Source organism: Streptomyces sp. NPDC001770 (assembly GCF_053596135.1).
In genome coordinates this window covers 1-16,123 of record NZ_JBSFFN010000024.1, presented here as the reverse complement: position 1 = coordinate 16,123, position 16,123 = coordinate 1, and the positions used below count along the sequence as shown (strand labels likewise).

The 16,123-nt window shown below is 72.8% G+C and carries 14 protein-coding genes; 8 read left to right on the top strand and 6 right to left on the bottom strand.

Features of this window, described 5'->3' with window-relative positions; genetic code table 11:
• Nucleotides 1–177: 177 nt before the first annotated feature.
• Nucleotides 178–1,788: an MFS transporter gene (locus ACWCSV_RS21375; protein ID WP_451144473.1), complete on the bottom strand. Its 1,611-nt coding sequence runs from the start codon at nucleotides 1,786–1,788 to the stop codon at nucleotides 178–180.
• Nucleotides 1,789–2,006: 218 nt separating this feature from the next.
• Between ACWCSV_RS21375 and panB the strand changes: the two genes are divergently transcribed.
• From panB to ACWCSV_RS21360, 3 genes are all read left to right on the top strand, one after another.
• Nucleotides 2,007–2,897 carry a 3-methyl-2-oxobutanoate hydroxymethyltransferase gene (panB, locus tag ACWCSV_RS21370; RefSeq protein WP_451144471.1) on the top strand — a complete coding sequence of 297 codons (891 nt, stop codon included), beginning with the start codon at nucleotides 2,007–2,009 and terminating at the stop codon, nucleotides 2,895–2,897.
• Between the two features lie 386 nt (nucleotides 2,898–3,283).
• Entirely contained in the window at nucleotides 3,284–4,303 is a 1,020-nt protein-coding gene (locus ACWCSV_RS21365) for an ATP-binding cassette domain-containing protein (RefSeq protein ID WP_451144469.1), read from the top strand.
• Nucleotides 4,300–5,148: an ABC transporter permease gene (locus ACWCSV_RS21360; RefSeq protein WP_451144467.1), complete on the top strand. Its 849-nt coding sequence runs from the start codon at nucleotides 4,300–4,302 to the stop codon at nucleotides 5,146–5,148. The genes ACWCSV_RS21365 and ACWCSV_RS21360 overlap by 4 nt, the downstream gene beginning before the upstream one ends.
• Before the next feature lie 198 nt (nucleotides 5,149–5,346).
• On the opposite strand, the gene ACWCSV_RS21355 is transcribed toward ACWCSV_RS21360, so the two are convergent.
• Both ACWCSV_RS21355 and ACWCSV_RS21350 read right to left on the bottom strand, forming a co-directional pair.
• A complete protein-coding gene (locus ACWCSV_RS21355) occupies nucleotides 5,347–5,742 on the bottom strand; it encodes a Rid family hydrolase (protein WP_451144465.1) in 396 nt (131 codons plus the stop codon).
• Nucleotides 5,743–5,923: 181 nt separating this feature from the next.
• A complete protein-coding gene (locus ACWCSV_RS21350) occupies nucleotides 5,924–9,412 on the bottom strand; it encodes an AfsR/SARP family transcriptional regulator (protein WP_451144463.1) in 3,489 nt (1,162 codons plus the stop codon).
• A 351-nt stretch (nucleotides 9,413–9,763) separates the two neighbouring features.
• Between ACWCSV_RS21350 and ACWCSV_RS21345 the strand changes: the two genes are divergently transcribed.
• A complete protein-coding gene (locus tag ACWCSV_RS21345) occupies nucleotides 9,764–10,588 on the top strand; it encodes a site-2 protease family protein (RefSeq protein ID WP_451144461.1) in 825 nt (274 codons plus the stop codon).
• A gap of 55 nt (nucleotides 10,589–10,643) precedes the next feature.
• Here ACWCSV_RS21345 and ACWCSV_RS21340 read toward each other — a convergent pair whose 3' ends face one another.
• Nucleotides 10,644–10,817 (bottom strand): hypothetical protein, encoded by a 174-nt coding sequence (locus ACWCSV_RS21340; protein ID WP_451144459.1) that lies wholly within the window; start codon nucleotides 10,815–10,817, stop codon nucleotides 10,644–10,646.
• A 172-nt stretch (nucleotides 10,818–10,989) separates the two neighbouring features.
• Entirely contained in the window at nucleotides 10,990–11,700 is a 711-nt protein-coding gene (gene npdG, locus ACWCSV_RS21335) for an NADPH-dependent F420 reductase (protein WP_386891545.1), read from the bottom strand.
• A gap of 162 nt (nucleotides 11,701–11,862) precedes the next feature.
• Here npdG and ACWCSV_RS21330 point away from each other — a divergent pair, with 162 nt between their 5' ends.
• Together ACWCSV_RS21330 and ACWCSV_RS21325 are read left to right on the top strand one after the other, a co-directional pair.
• Nucleotides 11,863–12,465, top strand: a complete 603-nt coding sequence (locus tag ACWCSV_RS21330; RefSeq protein WP_451144457.1) for a hypothetical protein — start codon at nucleotides 11,863–11,865, stop codon at nucleotides 12,463–12,465.
• 127 nt (nucleotides 12,466–12,592) lie between these two features.
• Nucleotides 12,593–13,933 (top strand): MFS transporter, encoded by a 1,341-nt coding sequence (locus tag ACWCSV_RS21325; RefSeq protein WP_451144455.1) that lies wholly within the window; start codon nucleotides 12,593–12,595, stop codon nucleotides 13,931–13,933.
• Between the two features lie 20 nt (nucleotides 13,934–13,953).
• On the opposite strand, the gene ACWCSV_RS21320 is transcribed toward ACWCSV_RS21325, so the two are convergent.
• Complete coding sequence (locus ACWCSV_RS21320) at nucleotides 13,954–14,178, bottom strand: hypothetical protein (protein ID WP_387367821.1); 225 nt, start codon at nucleotides 14,176–14,178, stop codon at nucleotides 13,954–13,956.
• Nucleotides 14,179–14,235: 57 nt separating this feature from the next.
• Here ACWCSV_RS21320 and map point away from each other — a divergent pair, with 57 nt between their 5' ends.
• Both map and ACWCSV_RS21310 read left to right on the top strand, forming a co-directional pair.
• Complete coding sequence (map, locus tag ACWCSV_RS21315) at nucleotides 14,236–15,093, top strand: type I methionyl aminopeptidase (RefSeq protein ID WP_451144452.1); 858 nt, start codon at nucleotides 14,236–14,238, stop codon at nucleotides 15,091–15,093.
• Nucleotides 15,094–15,341: 248 nt separating this feature from the next.
• Complete coding sequence (locus ACWCSV_RS21310; RefSeq protein ID WP_451144450.1) at nucleotides 15,342–16,019, top strand: biliverdin-producing heme oxygenase; 678 nt, start codon at nucleotides 15,342–15,344, stop codon at nucleotides 16,017–16,019.
• Nucleotides 16,020–16,123 lie beyond the last annotated feature (104 nt).

Below are 16,123 nucleotides of genomic sequence, written 5' to 3'. Positions count from 1 at the left end.
TGCGTTCCGCCTCTCCTCGCCCTACGACCGCTGCGACGATTCTCGCCGACCGGAACCCCGCCTTCCTGCCGGGCCTCGGCGCGGCGGGGTCCGGGCCGGTGCGAAGGCCCGGGCCCCCGGGCGTACGCCGTGGGGGTCCGGGCCGGGGCCGCGGGGCTCAGCGCTTGCGGCCCTCTCCTAGCGGCCCTGCTCGGCCGGGACCGGGGCGGGCTGCTCGGGGGCCTGCGGCCGGGGACCGGCGGCGGACTTGCCGGGCAGGAACAGCGCGACGACCACGGCGCCGACCAGCGCGATGGCGGCGGAGCCGAGGGCGGCGACGTGCATGGCGCCGATGAAGGCGTCGGAGGCCGCCACCGCGAGCGGCTTGCCGGCCGGGCCGAGCTTCGCCGCGACGCCGAGCGTGGCCTCGATCGACTCTCCGGCGACGTCCCGGGCTCCGGCCGGTACGGCCGAGAGGTGGCCCTCGATGTCACCCCGGTAGACGGTGGAGAGCACCGATCCGAGCACGGCGATGCCGAGCGCCCCGCCGACCTGGCGGAAGGTGTTGTTGATGGCGGAACCGGCACCGGCCTTCTCGCGGGGCAGCGTCTGCATGATGGCGACGGTGACCGGCGGCATGATGTGCGCCATTCCGGTGCCCTGGACGAAGAAGACCACGCACAGCACCCAGACGGGTGTGCCGGCGTCGAAGGCCGCGAAGGCGGCGAGCCCGCCGGCGACCAGGATCAGGCCCACGGTGCAGACCGCGCGGACGCCGAAGCGCTGGACGACGATCCGGGCGCGCGGCGAGAAGATCATCTGCGCGGCGGCGAGCGGCAGGACCAGCAGGCCGGACTGGAGCGCGGTGTAGCCGCGCACGCTCTGGAGGTAGAAGGCGGAGAAGAAGGTGACGCCCATCAGCGCGAAGAAGACCAGCGCGATGGCGGCGACGGCGGCGGAGAACGCCGGCTTCCTGAAGTGCGAGACGTCGAGCGCGGGGTGCTCGACGCGCTTCTCGTACAGGACGAAGGCGACCAGGACGGCCACGCCGCCGATGACCGGGGCGAGCACGGTGACATCGGTGAAGTCGGCGAGTTCGCCGCCCCGGATGATGCCGTAGACGAGAAGCACGAGGCCCACGACGGACAGGACGACGCCCACCGGGTCGAGCCGGCCGGGCTTGGGGTCGCGCGAGTCCGGTACGAGGATCACCATCGCCACCAGGGCGACGAGGCCCACGGGCACGTTGACGAGGAAGATCGAGCCCCACCAGAAGTGCTCCAGCAGGAGTCCGCCGGTGATCGGGCCGATGGCGATGCCGAGGCCGACGCCGCCGGCCCAGATGCCGATGGCCTTGGGCTGCTCGGCGGGCTCGAAGACGTTCATCAGGATGGCGAGGGTGGCCGGCATCACGAAGGCCGCACCGAGACCCATCACCGCACGCCAGGAGATGAGCTGGCCCGGGGTGTCGGAGAAGGCGGCGAGCGCGGAGCCGACGACGAAGACGGTGATGCCGCAGAGCAGCACCCACTTGCGGCCGAGCCGGTCGCCGAGCAGACCGGCGGTGAAGAGCAGGCCGGCGAAGACGAGCGTGTAGGAGTTGATCGCCCACTCCAGCTCGCTCTGGGTGGCGCCGATCCCGTCCGGCGCGGGACTGGCGATCGTCTTGACCGCGACGTTCAGGATCGAGTTGTCCAGCACCACGATGAGCAGGCTGAACATGAGCACGGCGAGAATGGCCCAACGGCGACGGTGGACCGCCTCCGGGACACGGGACACGGCGGCAGGCGCGCCGGACGGTATGGACATGGTGAAGAGAGTAGCGTCATTTCGATACGAGACCGTCTCGTATTGTAAAGTCTTTACCCTTCCCGCCGCGTCTCCGTCCGGCTCTCCGGGCCCGCCCCGACGATCCGGCGGAAGGCGAACCGCGGGCCCACTTCCCGCGCACCACCGGGGGATGCCACCATGGAAGGGATCCGGGGACGCCGTCAGGGCGCCTCGAGATGACGAAGGAGCCGTTGGCCATGTCGCTCAACGCTGCGCAGAATCAGTCTGCCCACCCCCCTGCCGGACCCTCTTCCACCGACAGCGGCAAGGCGCTGTACGGAGGCAGGAGCACCCGCCGCATCACCGTCCACGACATCGCCGCCGCCACCGCGCGCGGCGAGAAGTGGCCCATGCTGACCGCCTACGACGCGATGACCGCGTCCGTGTTCGACGAGGCCGGTATCCCGGTCCTGCTCGTCGGCGACTCCATGGGGAACTGCCACCTCGGTTACGACACCACCGTGCCCGTCACGATGGACGAGATCACCATGCTGTCGGCCGCAGTCGTACGGGGCACCAAGCGCGCCCTCGTCGTCGGCGACCTGCCCTTCGGCTCGTACCAGGAGGGCCCCGTCCAGGCGCTCCGCAGCGCGACCCGGCTGGTCAAGGAGGCCGGTGTCGGCGCCGTGAAGCTGGAGGGCGGTGAACGCAGCCACGAGCAGATCCGGCTGCTGGTCGAGTCCGGCATCCCGGTCATGGGCCACATCGGCCTCACCCCGCAGTCGGTCAACTCCATGGGGTACCGGGTGCAGGGGCGCGGCGAGGAGGCCGCGCAGCAGCTGCTGCGGGACGCCAAGGCCGTACAGGACGCGGGGGCGTTCGCGGTCGTGCTGGAACTGGTCCCGGCCGAGCTGGCCGCCGAGGTCACCCGCACCCTGCACATCCCGACCGTCGGGATCGGCGCCGGCAACGAGACCGACGCCCAGGTGCTCGTCTACACCGACATGGTCGGGCTGACGGGCGGCAAGGTGCCGCGCTTCACCAAGCAGTACGCGAATCTGCGCCAGGTCCTGGGTGACGCGGCGAAGGAGTTCGCGGGCGAGGTCGTCGGCGGCGCCTTCCCGGCGCCGGAGCACACCTTCCACTGACGGTACGGGCGGGCCCCGCCCTCGCGCCGCCTCCATGGACGGTACGGGCGGGCCCGCCCGCTCCGTGGACGGTACGGGCGGGCCCTCCCCACGCCACCCCCCGGCCGTGCGGGGCGCACCCGCCGCGCCGGTCACACAGCCACCTCCGGCACCACCGTCAGCCCGCCGACTTCCCCCATCGGCGGGCTGACGCACACCCCCGCACGCCCCCCGTCCACCCGGCGCGCGGGTGCCCGCGACGGCCCGCCGGCCGGCCGGCAGCAGAGAGCCGACAGAGGGCCGACAGAGGGCCGACAGGGCGCCGACGGGAGAATCGACACCCGGAAATCCGTTCCACGTCCCGCTGTCGGCGATATATCGGTGAGCTGTCGGCCGCGTCTGGTCCCATGGTGGACATGACGCGAAACGACATGAACCCCGGGCGCGGAATCGCCATCGAAGTACGGGGGCTGGTGAAGCACTACGGCACCACCAAGGCACTCGACGGTGTCGACCTCGATGTGCGCGAGGGCACCGTGCTCGGTGTGCTCGGCCCGAACGGCGCGGGCAAGACGACGCTCGTACGCGCCCTCTCCACGCTCATCGTGCCGGACGCGGGTTACGCGACGGTCGCCGGCTACGACGTGGTCAAGCAGCCCCGGCAGCTGCGCCGCACCATCGGCCTGACCGGGCAGTACGCCTCCGTCGACGAGAAGCTCTCCGGCTGGGAGAACCTCTACATGATCGGCCGGCTCCTCGACCTGCCCCGCAAGGAGGCCCGCAGCCGCGCCGACGAGCTCCTGGAGCGGTTCTCACTCACCGAGGCGGCCCGCCGCCCCGCGATGGACTACTCCGGCGGCATGCGGCGCAGGCTCGACCTGGCCGCCTCCATGATCGGCCGCCCGGCCGTCCTCTACTTGGACGAGCCGACGACGGGGCTCGACCCCCGTACCCGCAACGAGGTCTGGGACGAGGTGCAGCGGATGGTCGCCGAGGGGGCGACCGTGCTGCTCACCACCCAGTACATGGAAGAGGCCGAGCAGCTCGCCAGCGAGCTGACGGTGATCGACAAGGGCCGCATCATCGCGCGCGGCGGCGTCGACGAGCTGAAGGCGAAGGTCGGCGGCCGGACCCTCCAGATCCGCCCGTCCGACCCGGCCGACCTGCCTGCGATGGCCCGCGCCCTCCGCGAGACCGGCCTCGACGGGGTCTCGGGCGCGCAGGCGGTCCCGGACGAGGGCCTGCTGTACGTACCGATCCTGAGCGACGAGCAACTGACCGCTGTCATCGGCCTGCTGGGCACCCGGGGCTTCCCCCTCGCCCACGTCGCCACCGCACTGCCCAGCCTGGACGAGGTCTTCCTCGCCATCACCGGCGGCAAGACCACGTCCGCCGCCGCTCCGACCGACGAGGAGGTCGCCGCATGAGTACGACCACACTGACGAAGTCCCCCATCGACCGGGCGCCGGTCCGGCCCACGAGCGACGAGGGGAGGATCGGGCTGCGCGCCAACCTGCGCCACATCGGGGCGCTGACCCGGCGCAACCTGCTCCAGATCAAGAAGGATCCGGAGTCGATGTTCGACGCGCTCCTGATGCCGGTGATCTTCACGCTGCTCTTCACGTACGTGTTCGGCGGCTCGGTCGGCGGCTCCCTCGGCGGCGGCCGGGAGGAGTACCTCAACTACCTGATCCCCGGCCTGATGGCCATGATGGGGATGAACATCGCCTCCGCCGTGGGCACGGGGGTCAACGACGACTTCCGCAAGGGCGTCATGGACCGGTTCCGCACGATGCCGATCGCCCGGTCCTCGGTGCTGATCGCGAAGATCGTGGTGGAGCTGGGCCGGATGATGGTCGCCACCATCATCCTGCTGGCGATGGGTTTCGCGCTCGGCATGGAGATCCAGACCTCGTTCCTCGGTCTGCTCGAAGCCGTCGCGCTCTCGGCGGTGTTCGGCGCCGCCATCATGTGGATCTTCATCCTGCTCGGGCTGGCCATGAAGACGGCCCAGGCGGTCCAGGCGACGGGAATGCTGGTGCTGATGCCCCTGCAGTTCGGATCCTCCATCTTCGCGCCGACCCAGACGATGCCGGGCTGGCTCCAGACGTTCACCGAGTACAACCCGCTGTCGAACCTCGCCGACGCGGCGCGCGGCCTGATGATGGGCGGCCCGATCGCCCACTCGGTCTGGGTGACCCTCGCCTGGGCCGGCATCATCACCGTCGTGATGGCGCCGCTCGCCGTCGCCAAGTTCCGCAAGGCGTCCTGACGGCCGGGGCCCCGCCGTCCGCCGTACGCCCGGGAGCCGGACGTACGGCGGACGGCTGGTCCGGTCGCGGCACCGGGGCGCGCGGGGATTCGTGATCACCGGCCGGCTCGGGTCACCGGGAGCCGAACCCGGCCGCGGTCTCCCGCCGTCGCGCTCCCGCGTGAAGGCAGGCTCCCGCGAAAGGAGCGGCGGGACGACTCAGTCCACCGCGACGGCCTCGATCTCGATGAGCATGTCGGGGTCGGACAGGGCACTGACCTCCGCCAGGAGGCTGGCCGGACGACAGCGGACTGCGGCGAGTTCGTCCATGAGGACCGTGTAGTGGGCCTTGCAGCCGGCCAGGTCGGTGGTGAAGACCCGGATCTGCACGACATCCGCCATCGTCATCCCCGCTTCGGCGACGGTCTGCCCGAGCCGTTGCAGGGTGAGCCTCATCTGCCCGGCCATGTCCCCCTCGCAGGCGATGGCGCCGTCGTCGCCGCGGGCCTCGTGCCCGGAGACGAAGAGCCAGTTCCGTGGAGATTCGACCCGGACCGCGCGGTTGTACATCAGCCTCTCGCCCACCATGCGTGGACCGATCTCGTGCGTGCCCATCTCTCTCACCCTTCCGACCGGACTGCGGGAACACAGGCAATCACCAAGGCCGCGACGCCCCCGGACCCACCCGGCCTGGGCGTGTCGCTCCCCTGCCGCGCCACCGTGCGCGAACGCTCCGGCTACGCGGCGAGGTGCCGTGGCGGTCGTCGCGCACCTGGCGGGAACCACGGGACGGTGTTCACCCGTTGTGCGCGTCCGCCAGGGCGGTGACCTCTTCCAGCGAGAGGTCACCGCCCTCGGCGTATGCCGCCTCGAACGCCGCGTCCCCGATCGCGGCGCGTGCCGCTTCCTCGGCGCGGACGAGGTTCTGCCGCTCCACCATGGTGGGCACGTGCATCCGCGAGAGATGAGCGGCCTGCGAGCCGAGCAACCGGGCGGCGTCCCGGCCGCGTTCCTCACCGCCGAGCCCGGCCAGCGCCCAGGCCACCGACACCAGGTGGATGGGGGTCATCTGGGGGGCCACCATCTGGGCCAGCCGGTCGTTCGCCCGTTCCACCGCCCTGAGCGCGGTGTCCAGGGCGTGCGCGTACAGCCCCTCCTCGTTGTCCAGCCATGCCACCACGCCCGCGACGAAGCCCTCGAAGATGGCCAGCGTCTGCGAGTGGAACTCGGCCGCCAGCAGCTCCATCTGGGCGCGCGCCTCCCCTACCCGCCCGGTGCGGCCGAGGAGCATGCCCAGGTGCATCCGGGCGAAGGGTGTGGCCTCGTGCCCGGAGTTCGTCCGGTCCATGCCGATGACCTCGCGGAAGATGGCCTCCGCCGCCGCCTCCCGCCCGGTCTCCGCGAGGACGTTCGCGTACCGGGTGCGCAACACGGCGACCTGCGACTGCGCGCCGAGCTGTTCGGCGTACTCCATGGCGGCGAGGTAGTCCTCGGCGGCCGCCTCGTACGCGCCCGACTGCTCGTTGGCCTCGCCGCGCGAGGCGAGGGCCTCGGCGGAGCCCCAGGCGTCCTGCAGCCGGGTGAAGATCTCCAGGCTCTCGTCCGCGTCGACCCGGGCCTCCGGGGTCGATTCGGGCCGGTTGGCGAGGAGGTTGGCCCGCGTCTGGAGCGCCGCGCCCAGCTCCCACTCGTAGCCGTACTCACGGCAGGCGCGCACGGTCTCGTCCATCACGCCGTACAGCTCCTCCCGCTCACCGGTGATGATGACGGCGAAGATCCAGAGCGATCCGGGCGAGCGGCAGGTCTGCGGCTGGCCGGGGGTGTAGGTCCGGGCGATGACCCGGAGCCGCTCCATGCTGTCCTCGGTCATCCACAGGTCCATCTCGTGGTCCATGTTGGCGATCTGGATGAGCCGTACCCCGCGCCGCGCCTCCATGAGCTGGTCGGGATCCATCGGCGGCGGCCTGTCCGTGCACCGCTCGTACAGCGAGGGCGCGGGCGTCCCGGGCGGGGCGAACGGGTCGGGGCCCAGCGCCGCCGTGACGTCGGCCCACTGACGGGCGTCGTCGCGCAGGTCGCGCAGCATCCAGTACCAGCCCATCGACATGACGATGCAGAGGCACTCGTGCTCGTCCTCCAGGGCCGCCGCGTGGCGGAAGGCGGTGCGCACGTTCTCGTACTCGCGCCGGAACAGCTCCAGGGTGGCCGGCTGTCCGGCGCCGCGCAGCCGGGGGCCTTCGGTACGCACCAGCTCGCGGTAGTACACGAGGTGGGACCGGTCGACGGCGGCGCGCTCGCCCGCCTCGTCGAGGCGCTCGGAGGCGTACTCCCCCACGGTCTCCAGCAGCCGGTAGCGCATCTCGCCGTCGCCCGACTCCTCGGCGACGACGAGGGACTTGTCGACGAGTGAGCCGAGGAGGACGGCGACGTCACGGAAGTCGACCGCCTCCTGGCCCTCCTGGCGTCCCGCGCCGCCGGAGTCGCCCGCGCGCAGGGAGCAGACCTCCTCGGCCGCCGCGAGGGAGCAGCCGCCGGCGAAGGCCGACATCCGGCGCAGTACGGCGCGTTCGGCGGTGTCGAGCAGGTCCCAGGACCAGTCGACGACGGCGCGCAGGGTCTGCTGGCGCGGCAGCAGCGTGCGGCTGCCGCTGGAGAGCAGCCGGAAGCGGTCGTCGAGCCGGTCGGCGATCTGCCGGGGGCTGAGCATCCGCAGCCGTGCGGCCGCGAGTTCGATGGCGAGCGGCAGTCCGTCGAGGCGGCGGCAGATCTCGGCGCTGGCCGCGGCGGTCGCCGGGTCGGCGTCGCTCCGGAAGCCGGGCCGGGCGGCGTTGCCGCGCTCCTCGAAGAGGCGGAGCGCCGTGGGGTCCGGCAGGGGTTCCACCGGGCGGACGAACTCGCCCGGCACGCCCAGGGGTTCGCGGCTCGTCGCGAGGACGGTCACGTCGGGGCAGCGGGCGAGGAGGTGGTCGGCGAGCGCGGCGGCGGCGCCGACGACGTGCTCGCAGTTGTCGAGCAGCAGGAGCATCCGGCGGCGCGCGCAGTGCTCGGTGAGGCGTACGAGGGGGCTCGCGGTGCCTCCCTCGGCGACGCGCATCTCCTCGGCACCGGCGCCGCGCAGCACGGTCTCCCGGGCGTCGAGCGCGGAGAGCACCGCTTCGGGCACGGCCTCGGGGTCGTCCACGGGGGCGAGTTCGGCCATCCATACGCCGTCCGGCCAGTTGCCGGCGACGGTCTCGGCGGCCTCCTGCGAGAGCCGGGTCTTGCCCGCGCCGCCGGGGCCGAGGAGCGTGACCAGCCGGGACCTGTCGAGGTCCTCGCGCAGCGACGCGATGTCCGTCTCGCGGCCGACGAAACTGGTGAGCCGGGCCCGCAGGTTGCCGGACGCCGGGCGGAGGGGCGGCAGGGCGACCGGGGTGGCGGACCGGGCGGCCGCGGTACGGACCTCCGGGACGCCGCTCGCGGGTGTCCGGACGACGGGGCCGAGCGGGCGGGCCGGTACCGCGGGGCGGTCGCCGGGATGACCGGGGCGGGCGGCGCCCGCCCCTGGGCGGGCCGGCGGGGCGCTGCCGTGGTGCAGCAACTCTGTGTGCAGGGAGCGCAGTTCGGCACCCGGGTCGGTGCCGAGCCGGGCGGCGAGCAGGGCGCGCACCTCCTCGTACGCGGCGAGGGCCTGCGCGGTGCGGCCCGCGTGGTGCAGGGCGCGGATGCGCAGCGCCTGGAGCGGTTCGTCGAGCGGGTGGTCGGCGCAGAGCGCGACCAGTTCGGGCAGCGCCTCCTCGGCGCGGCCGAGCGCGAGGTGGGCGCCGCCCCGGGCGCGGCGGGCCGCGAGCCGCCGGGCCTCCCAGCGGGCGGCGACGGCGGTGCGGTCGGGCAGGTCGGCGAGGGCGGGGCCGCGCCACAGGGCGAGGGCGGCGTCGAGCGCGTCGAGCGCCTTCGCGCCGTCACCGGCCTCCAGCGCCCGGCTCCCCTCCCCCGCCAGCCGCTCGAAGCGGTGCAGGTCGACCGCGTCGGGCTCGGCGGCGAGCCGGTAGCCGTTCTCGACGGAGGCGATGGCGTCCCGGCCGAGCGCCCGGCGCAGCCGGCCCACGAGCGCCTGGACCGCGCCCGGCGCGTCGGCGGGCGGCTCACCGTCCCAGACCTCGTCCACGAGCACCGCGACCGGGACCGCCCGGCCGGGGCTCAGGGCGAGAACGGTGAGCAGGGCACGCAGCCGCGCCCCGCCGAGGGCGACGGCCGTGCCGTCGTCGCGAAGTACCTGGGTCGTACCGAGGATGCAGTAGCGCACGGGGCCATTGTCCGTGAAGGGGATCGGGACTCGCACAGCCACCCGATATATTCCGATAGCTCGCGTGGCGTCGGGTGACCTTACGCGGTGGTCCGGTCGCACTCCGTGCGGAAGCGGGGCATGGGTCCGGCGGCAGCGCGGGCTACCGCGGGGACGCGCCCCGAGCGGTGCTCCAGCGGGCGACGCGTGGCATCGGAGGTGAACCCCGGGCGATCAGGGGCGAGTCGGGGAACCGGAGCCACGAGAGCGGGCGGCTGGAGAGGCGGCCCACCGAAGGCCGGCCCGAAGTGACGGGCGGACGGCGGCCGGTGGGCTCGGCCCGATCCGCGCGAAAGGCCCTACTCTCCTCGCATGACCACTGCGATCAGCCGCCACGACCGGCGCATCAGCCCGATCTTCCTCGGGATCGTCGCCGTCACGGCCGTCGCCGGCGTGGCCGTGTGGACGGGGTTCGCCGAGCAGACCGGGTTCGCGGTCTTCCTGTTCGTCACGGGTGGCTGGATCGTGTCGCTCTGCCTGCACGAGTACGCGCACGCCCGTACGGCTCTGCACAGCGGGGACATCTCGATCGCCGGGAAGGGCTATCTGACGCTCAACCCGTTGAAGTACACGCACGCCCTGCTCAGCATCGTGCTGCCGGTGCTCTTCGTGATCATGGGTGGCATCGGGCTGCCGGGCGGGGCCGTCTACATCGAACGGGGCCGGATCAGCGGGCGTTGGAAGCACAGTCTGATCTCGGCCGCGGGGCCGCTGACGAACGTCCTGTTCGCCGTCGTCTGCACGGCGCCGTTCTGGCTGGGCGGCCTCGACGGGGTGCCGGTGGTGTTCCGGTTCGCGCTGGCGTTCCTGGCGCTGCTCCAGGTCACGGCGGCGATCCTCAACTTCGTACCGGTGCCGGGGCTGGACGGGTACGGGGTGATCGAGCCCTGGCTGTCGTACAAGGTCCGGCGCCAGGTGGAGCCGTTCGCGCCGTTCGGGCTGATCGCGGTGTTCGGACTGCTGTGGGTGCCGGAGGTGAACGCGGTGTTCTTCGACGCCGTGGACGCGCTGCTGCGGGGGCTCGGGGTCAGCGACTTCGAGACGTACTGCGGGCTGGACACCTACCGCTTCTGGCAGGCGTTCTCCGACCAGCAGGACCCCCGCTGCGAGGCGCTGTCGGCGGCGCTGTCCGGGTAGACCCCAGGATCTCGCCGGAACGGGCCCCAGTTCCTCGCGCCCGCGGACCCGGTGGTCAGTCGCCGGTGGTCGCGCGGTGACGGCGCACGTAGTACAGGGTCATGTTGGACGAGAGCCCCGCCACCAGCACCCAGAGGATGCCGAGCAGGCTGCCCTGGGCGAAGGAGACCACCGCGGCGACGACGGCGAGGACGCAGACGACGAGCGGGTAGAGGGCGATGCGGGGCATGGGGGCGGCTCCTGTCCGGGGGTGGTGCGCGGTCCCGTCCAGTGTCCCTCATGCCCCGTTCCGTTCCGCCCCGGGTACGCCCGCCCCCGGGGCGCGGGCTCCCGTACGGATCACCCGGTACGGTTCCCCGCCACGGATCACCCGGTACGGATCACCGATCACCCGGCGCGGATCACACGTCGGTGGCGCGCAGTCCCGCGTGTGCCTTGTACCGGCGGTTGACCGAGATCAGGTTGGCGACCAGCGACTCGACCTGGTGGGCGTTGCGCAGCCGTCCGGCGAAGACGCCGCGCATGCCCGCGATGCGGCCGGCGAGGGCCTGCACGATGTCGGTGTCGGCGCGGGCCTCGCCCAGCACCATGACGTCGGTGTCGATCTCGTCGATGTCGGCGTCCTGGAGCAGCACCGCGGAGAGGTGGTGGAAGGCTGCGGTGACGCGGGAGTCGGGCAGCAGGGCGGCGGCCTGTTCGGCGGCGCTGCCCTCCTCCGGCTTGAGGGCGTAGGCGCCCTTCTTGTCGAAGCCGAGCGGGTTGACGCAGTCGACGACGAGCTTGCCCGCGAGTTCGGCGCGCAGCGACTCCAGCGTCTTGGCGTGGCCCTCCCACGGCACGGCGACGATCACGATGTCGCTGCGGAGCGCGCAGGCGGCGTTGTCCGCGCCCTCGATGCCGAGGCCGAGTTCGGCGGCGGCTTCGGCGGCGCGGGCGGCGTCGCGGGAGCCGATGGTCACGCGCTGCCCGGCGCGGGCGAGGCGGTAGGCGAGGCCGCGGCCCTGCGGGCCGGTGCCGCCGAGCACGCCGACGGTGAGTCCGGAGACGTCGGGCAGGTCCCAGGGGTCCTTGGCGGGCGCCTTGGGCGCGCCGGCACTGTCGTGGGTAGTCATGGCCCCGACACTACTGCGGAGTACCGGCTCTCCGGCGGCACACCCCGGCCCGTGCGCGAACGTCCGGTACGTGTCCCGCGCGCGCCCCGTACGCGTCCCGTACGGGTGCACCTTCCGTGTCCGGCTGCGGAACGCCCGCGGGCTGCTGCATGATGCCGGGCCATGGATGCCGTGCGCGTGGCGCTGTTGCGTGAGGTGCTCGCCGGGACCGAGTGGCCGGGTGCGGCCCGCCGGTTCGCCGGGGCCCTGCGTTCGTCCGTCGTCCCGCAGGGCGGCGGGCTGTTGCTGGTCGGGACCGAGGCGTACGAGCCCTGGCACCTGGCGGCGCACCTCGTCGACGAGGCGGCGTGGTCGGGGCTGCCGGAGCTGACTCCCACGCTGGTGCGCCACCGGGTGCGGCCGGCCGATCCGGCGCATCTGGCGGTGGGGCTGGGCCGGATCGAGGCGGCCGGGCGGGGGGAGACGCTGCTGCTGGTGGCGCCCGAACGGCCGGACGGCGGGCTGATGGAACGGGTGTGGGACGCCCGGCGCTCGGGGGCGACGGTGCTCACGCTGGGGGGTGGCGATCCCGAGGTGCGGGGGCTCGGCCACGAGGCCCTGGTGGTGACCGAGGAGGACGACGTGGACCTGGACACCGTGCAGCATCTGGTGAGCTCGGCGGCCGGGGAGACCGGGCGGCCGTCGGCGCACGGGCGGCGCTCGTTCCGGGACCGGCTCTCGCGGCTGGCGGACCGGCTCACCGCACCGCCACCGGCGCGGTGGTAGAGCGCGGGCACGCGCTGCGGCAGCGGCGCCGGGCACCCGCCGCCGGGACGTCTTCGCTGGTAGGGCGGGTATCAGGGCCCGAGGAGGGGTTGCGCCGGACCCCCGGAGGGCCGGACCATGATCTCTCGTGAACGACCCGCGCCCGCGCCGCGCCTCCCGTACCCTCCGTTCCCTCCTCCCCGACCTCGCCCCCTGGCACGCCTCCGCCGACTTCCGGCTGCTCTGGGGCCAGGGCCTGATCACGTACTTCGGCAGTTTCATGGCGCTGATCGCGCTGCCGCTCCAGATCAAGGAGCTGACCGGGTCCCCGCTGGCGGTCGGGGCGATGGGCGCGGTCGAACTCGTGCCGCTGGTGGTCTTCGGGCTGTACGGCGGGGCGCTCGCGGACGCGGTGGACCGTCGCAAGGTCATCCTCGGCACGGAGGCCGGACTCGGTGTGCTGGCCGTGATCCTGCTGGTCAACGCCCTGTTGCCGGAGCCGCTGCTCTGGCCGCTGTACGTCGTGGCCGGGGGCGTCTCGGCGCTCGCCGGGCTCCAGCGGCCCGCGCTCGACTCGCTGCTGGCGCGGATCGTGCCGCACGAGCACCTGCCGGCGGCCGCCGCGCTGAACGCCCTGCGCTGGCAGGCGGGCGCGATCGCGGGGCCGGCCCTGGCGGGCCTGGTCGTCGCCTATGCCGGGCACGCCACCGCGTACGGGGTCACCGTCGTCACCTTCACCGTCTCGGTCGTCCTCTGCCTGCGGCTCACTCCCGCGCCACCCGCCCGCACCGCGCGGAAGCCGTCGCTGCGCGGGATCGCCGAGGGCGCGGCGTACGCGTGGAGCCGGCCGGTGCTGCTGGGGACGTACGCGATCGACCTGGCGGCGATGTTCTTCGCCTTCCCGAACGCGGTCTTCCCGTTCCTCGCGGACGACCTCGACGCCCCCTGGTCGCTGGGGCTGATGTACGCCGCCGGGTCGGTGGGCTCGCTGGTGCTGGGGCTGACCAGCGGCTGGACCTCCCGGGTGCGGCGGCACGGGCTCTTCGTGGTGTCCGGGGCCGCCGCGTGGGGGCTGGCCATCGCGGGCGCGGGGCTCTTCGACAGCGTCTGGCCGGTGCTGGTCTGCCTGGGCATCGCGGGCGCGGGCGACATGCTGAGCGGACTCGGCCGCTCCGCCATCTGGAACCAGACCATCCCGGAGGAGCTGCGGGGCCGGCTGGCCGGCATCGAGGTGCTCTCCTACAGCGTCGGGCCGCAGCTCGGCCAGGTCCGGGCCGGGGCGATGGCGGGCTGGACCGGCACCCGCTCGGCGGTCTGGACCGGCGGGGTCGCCTGTGTCGCCTCGGTGGCCCTGCTGACGGCGGCGCTCCCGAAGCTGCTCCGGTACGACTCCGCCACCGACGAGGACGCCGTTCGCCGCCGGGACGCCGCGACGGCCGCCCCGGCGGACCCGGACGCGCCCGCCGCGCCGGGGGTGCCGGCGTTCTGAGCGCGGTCACCGCGCGGGGCTCAGGAGGCCGGGGGCCGGTTGCGGTCGTGCCACTTGGGGTCGGTGTCCCACTCCAGGTTCCGCTCCTGCGCGGTGTCCATGGCGTGCTGCGCCGCCTCGCGCGAGGCGTACGGGCCGAAGCGGTCCTTCGCCGGGCACTCGGGGCCTTCCTCGACCTTTCTGTGCTCCAGGCAGTAGTACCACTCGCCCGGTTTGCCGACCGTGCGCTTCTTGAACAGGGCCATCGGGACTCCTTTCCTCTGTGCCAGCTTGCCCCAGGGGCGCTGGTTAGACTCGCTGACATGTCTGGTCAGTCGCTGCTCGCACCCGGGGAGATCTCTCCCGTCCGTTCCGTACCCGGAAATATCCGGCGCCCCGAGTACGTGGGCAAGCCGGGTCCGACGCCGTACACCGGCCCGGAGGTCCAGGACTCCGACACCGTCGAGCGGATGCGTATCGCGGGCCGGATCGCCGCGCAGGCGATGGGGGAGGCCGCCAAGCACATCGCGCCCGGCGTCACCACCGACGAACTGGACCGGGTGGCCCACGACTTCATGGTCGACCACGGCGCCTACCCGTCGACGCTCGGCTACCGCGGCTTCCCCAAGTCCCTGTGCACGTCGGTCAACGAGGTCATCTGCCACGGCATCCCCGACACGACGGTGCTGCGCGACGGCGACATCGTGAACCTCGACGTGACGGCGTACATCAACGGTGTGCACGGCGACAACAACGCCACCTACCTCTGCGGCGACGTGGACGAGGAGTCGCGGCTGCTGGTGGAGCGCACCCGGGAGTCGCTGAACCGGGCCATCAAGGCGGTCCGCCCCGGCCGTCAGATCAACGTGATCGGCCGGGTCATCGAGTCGTACGCCAAGCGCTTCGGGTACGGCGTGGTGCGGGACTTCACCGGGCACGGCATCAACACCTCGTTCCACTCCGGTCTGATCGTGCCGCACTACGACAGCCCGCACGCCACCACCGTGATGCAGCCGGGGATGACGTTCACCATCGAGCCGATGCTGACCCTGGGCACCCATGAGTACGACATGTGGGACGACGGCTGGACCGTGCTGACCAAGGACCGGAAGCGCACCGCCCAGTTCGAGCACACCCTGGTGGTGACCGAGACCGGAGCGGACATCCTCACCCTGCCGTAGGACCCGCGGGCACCTCCGGCAGGAGCGCGCGCCCGGTGGCCGGGGACCGGCGATTCCGGTTCCGGGCCACCGGGCGCGCGCGTTCCCCGGGCACGGGGTGTTTACCGACAGGAAGTCGGCAACGTGTTGACTTAGGTAAGCCTAAGTAAGAGGATCGGGGGGTGGCCGACGCGGCGCGAGCCGCCGCGTCGGTGCCACACGTTTCCGTCCTTCCCGGTTTTCCGCTCTCTCGGCCCCGGAGGCCCGCCTTGGACACGTCCACCGGCACCGTCACCCCCGTCACCCCGTTCTCCACGGTCATCCGCACCGCGTCCCACGAGCAGCACACGGAGGCGGAGACCTCCACCTTCATGGGAGACATGCTCGGCGGGCGCCTGGGGGTGGACGCGTACACCCGCTACACCGAGCAACTGTGGTTCGTGTACCGCGCTTTGGAAGAGGGTGCCGAGCGGCTGCGGCGGGACCCGGTCGCGGGGCCCTTCATACAGGCGCCGCTGATGCGGCTCGCCGAACTGGAGCGGGACCTGGCGCACCTGCGGGGGCCGGAGTGGCGCGAGGGCCTGGAGCCGCTGCCGGCCACCGCCGCGTACGCCGAGCGGGTCGCCACCTGCGCCCGTGACTGGCCCGCCGGTTACATAGCGCACCACTACACCCGCTACCTCGGCGACCTCTCCGGCGGACAGATCATCCGCGACCGGGCCGAGAAGACCTGGGGCTTCGCCCACAAGGGCGACGGGGTGCGGTTCTACGTCTTCGAGGAGATCGCCAACCCCGCCGCTTTCAAGCGCGGTTACCGCGAGCTGCTGGACGCGGTCGACGCCGACGACCTGGAGCGGCAGCGCATCGTGGACGAGTGCAAGCGCGCCTTCGCGCTCAACACGGCCGTCTTCCGGGAGTTGGGAGACGTCTTCCCGCTCAGCGCCTGACGGGAACGGCGGAGGGGCGGGGGGGGGGGGGCCCCCCGGGCCCCCCCCCCCCGCGAACTGCACCAGACGGAAAAAAAAAACCAACAAAAAAAAAAAAAGAATCA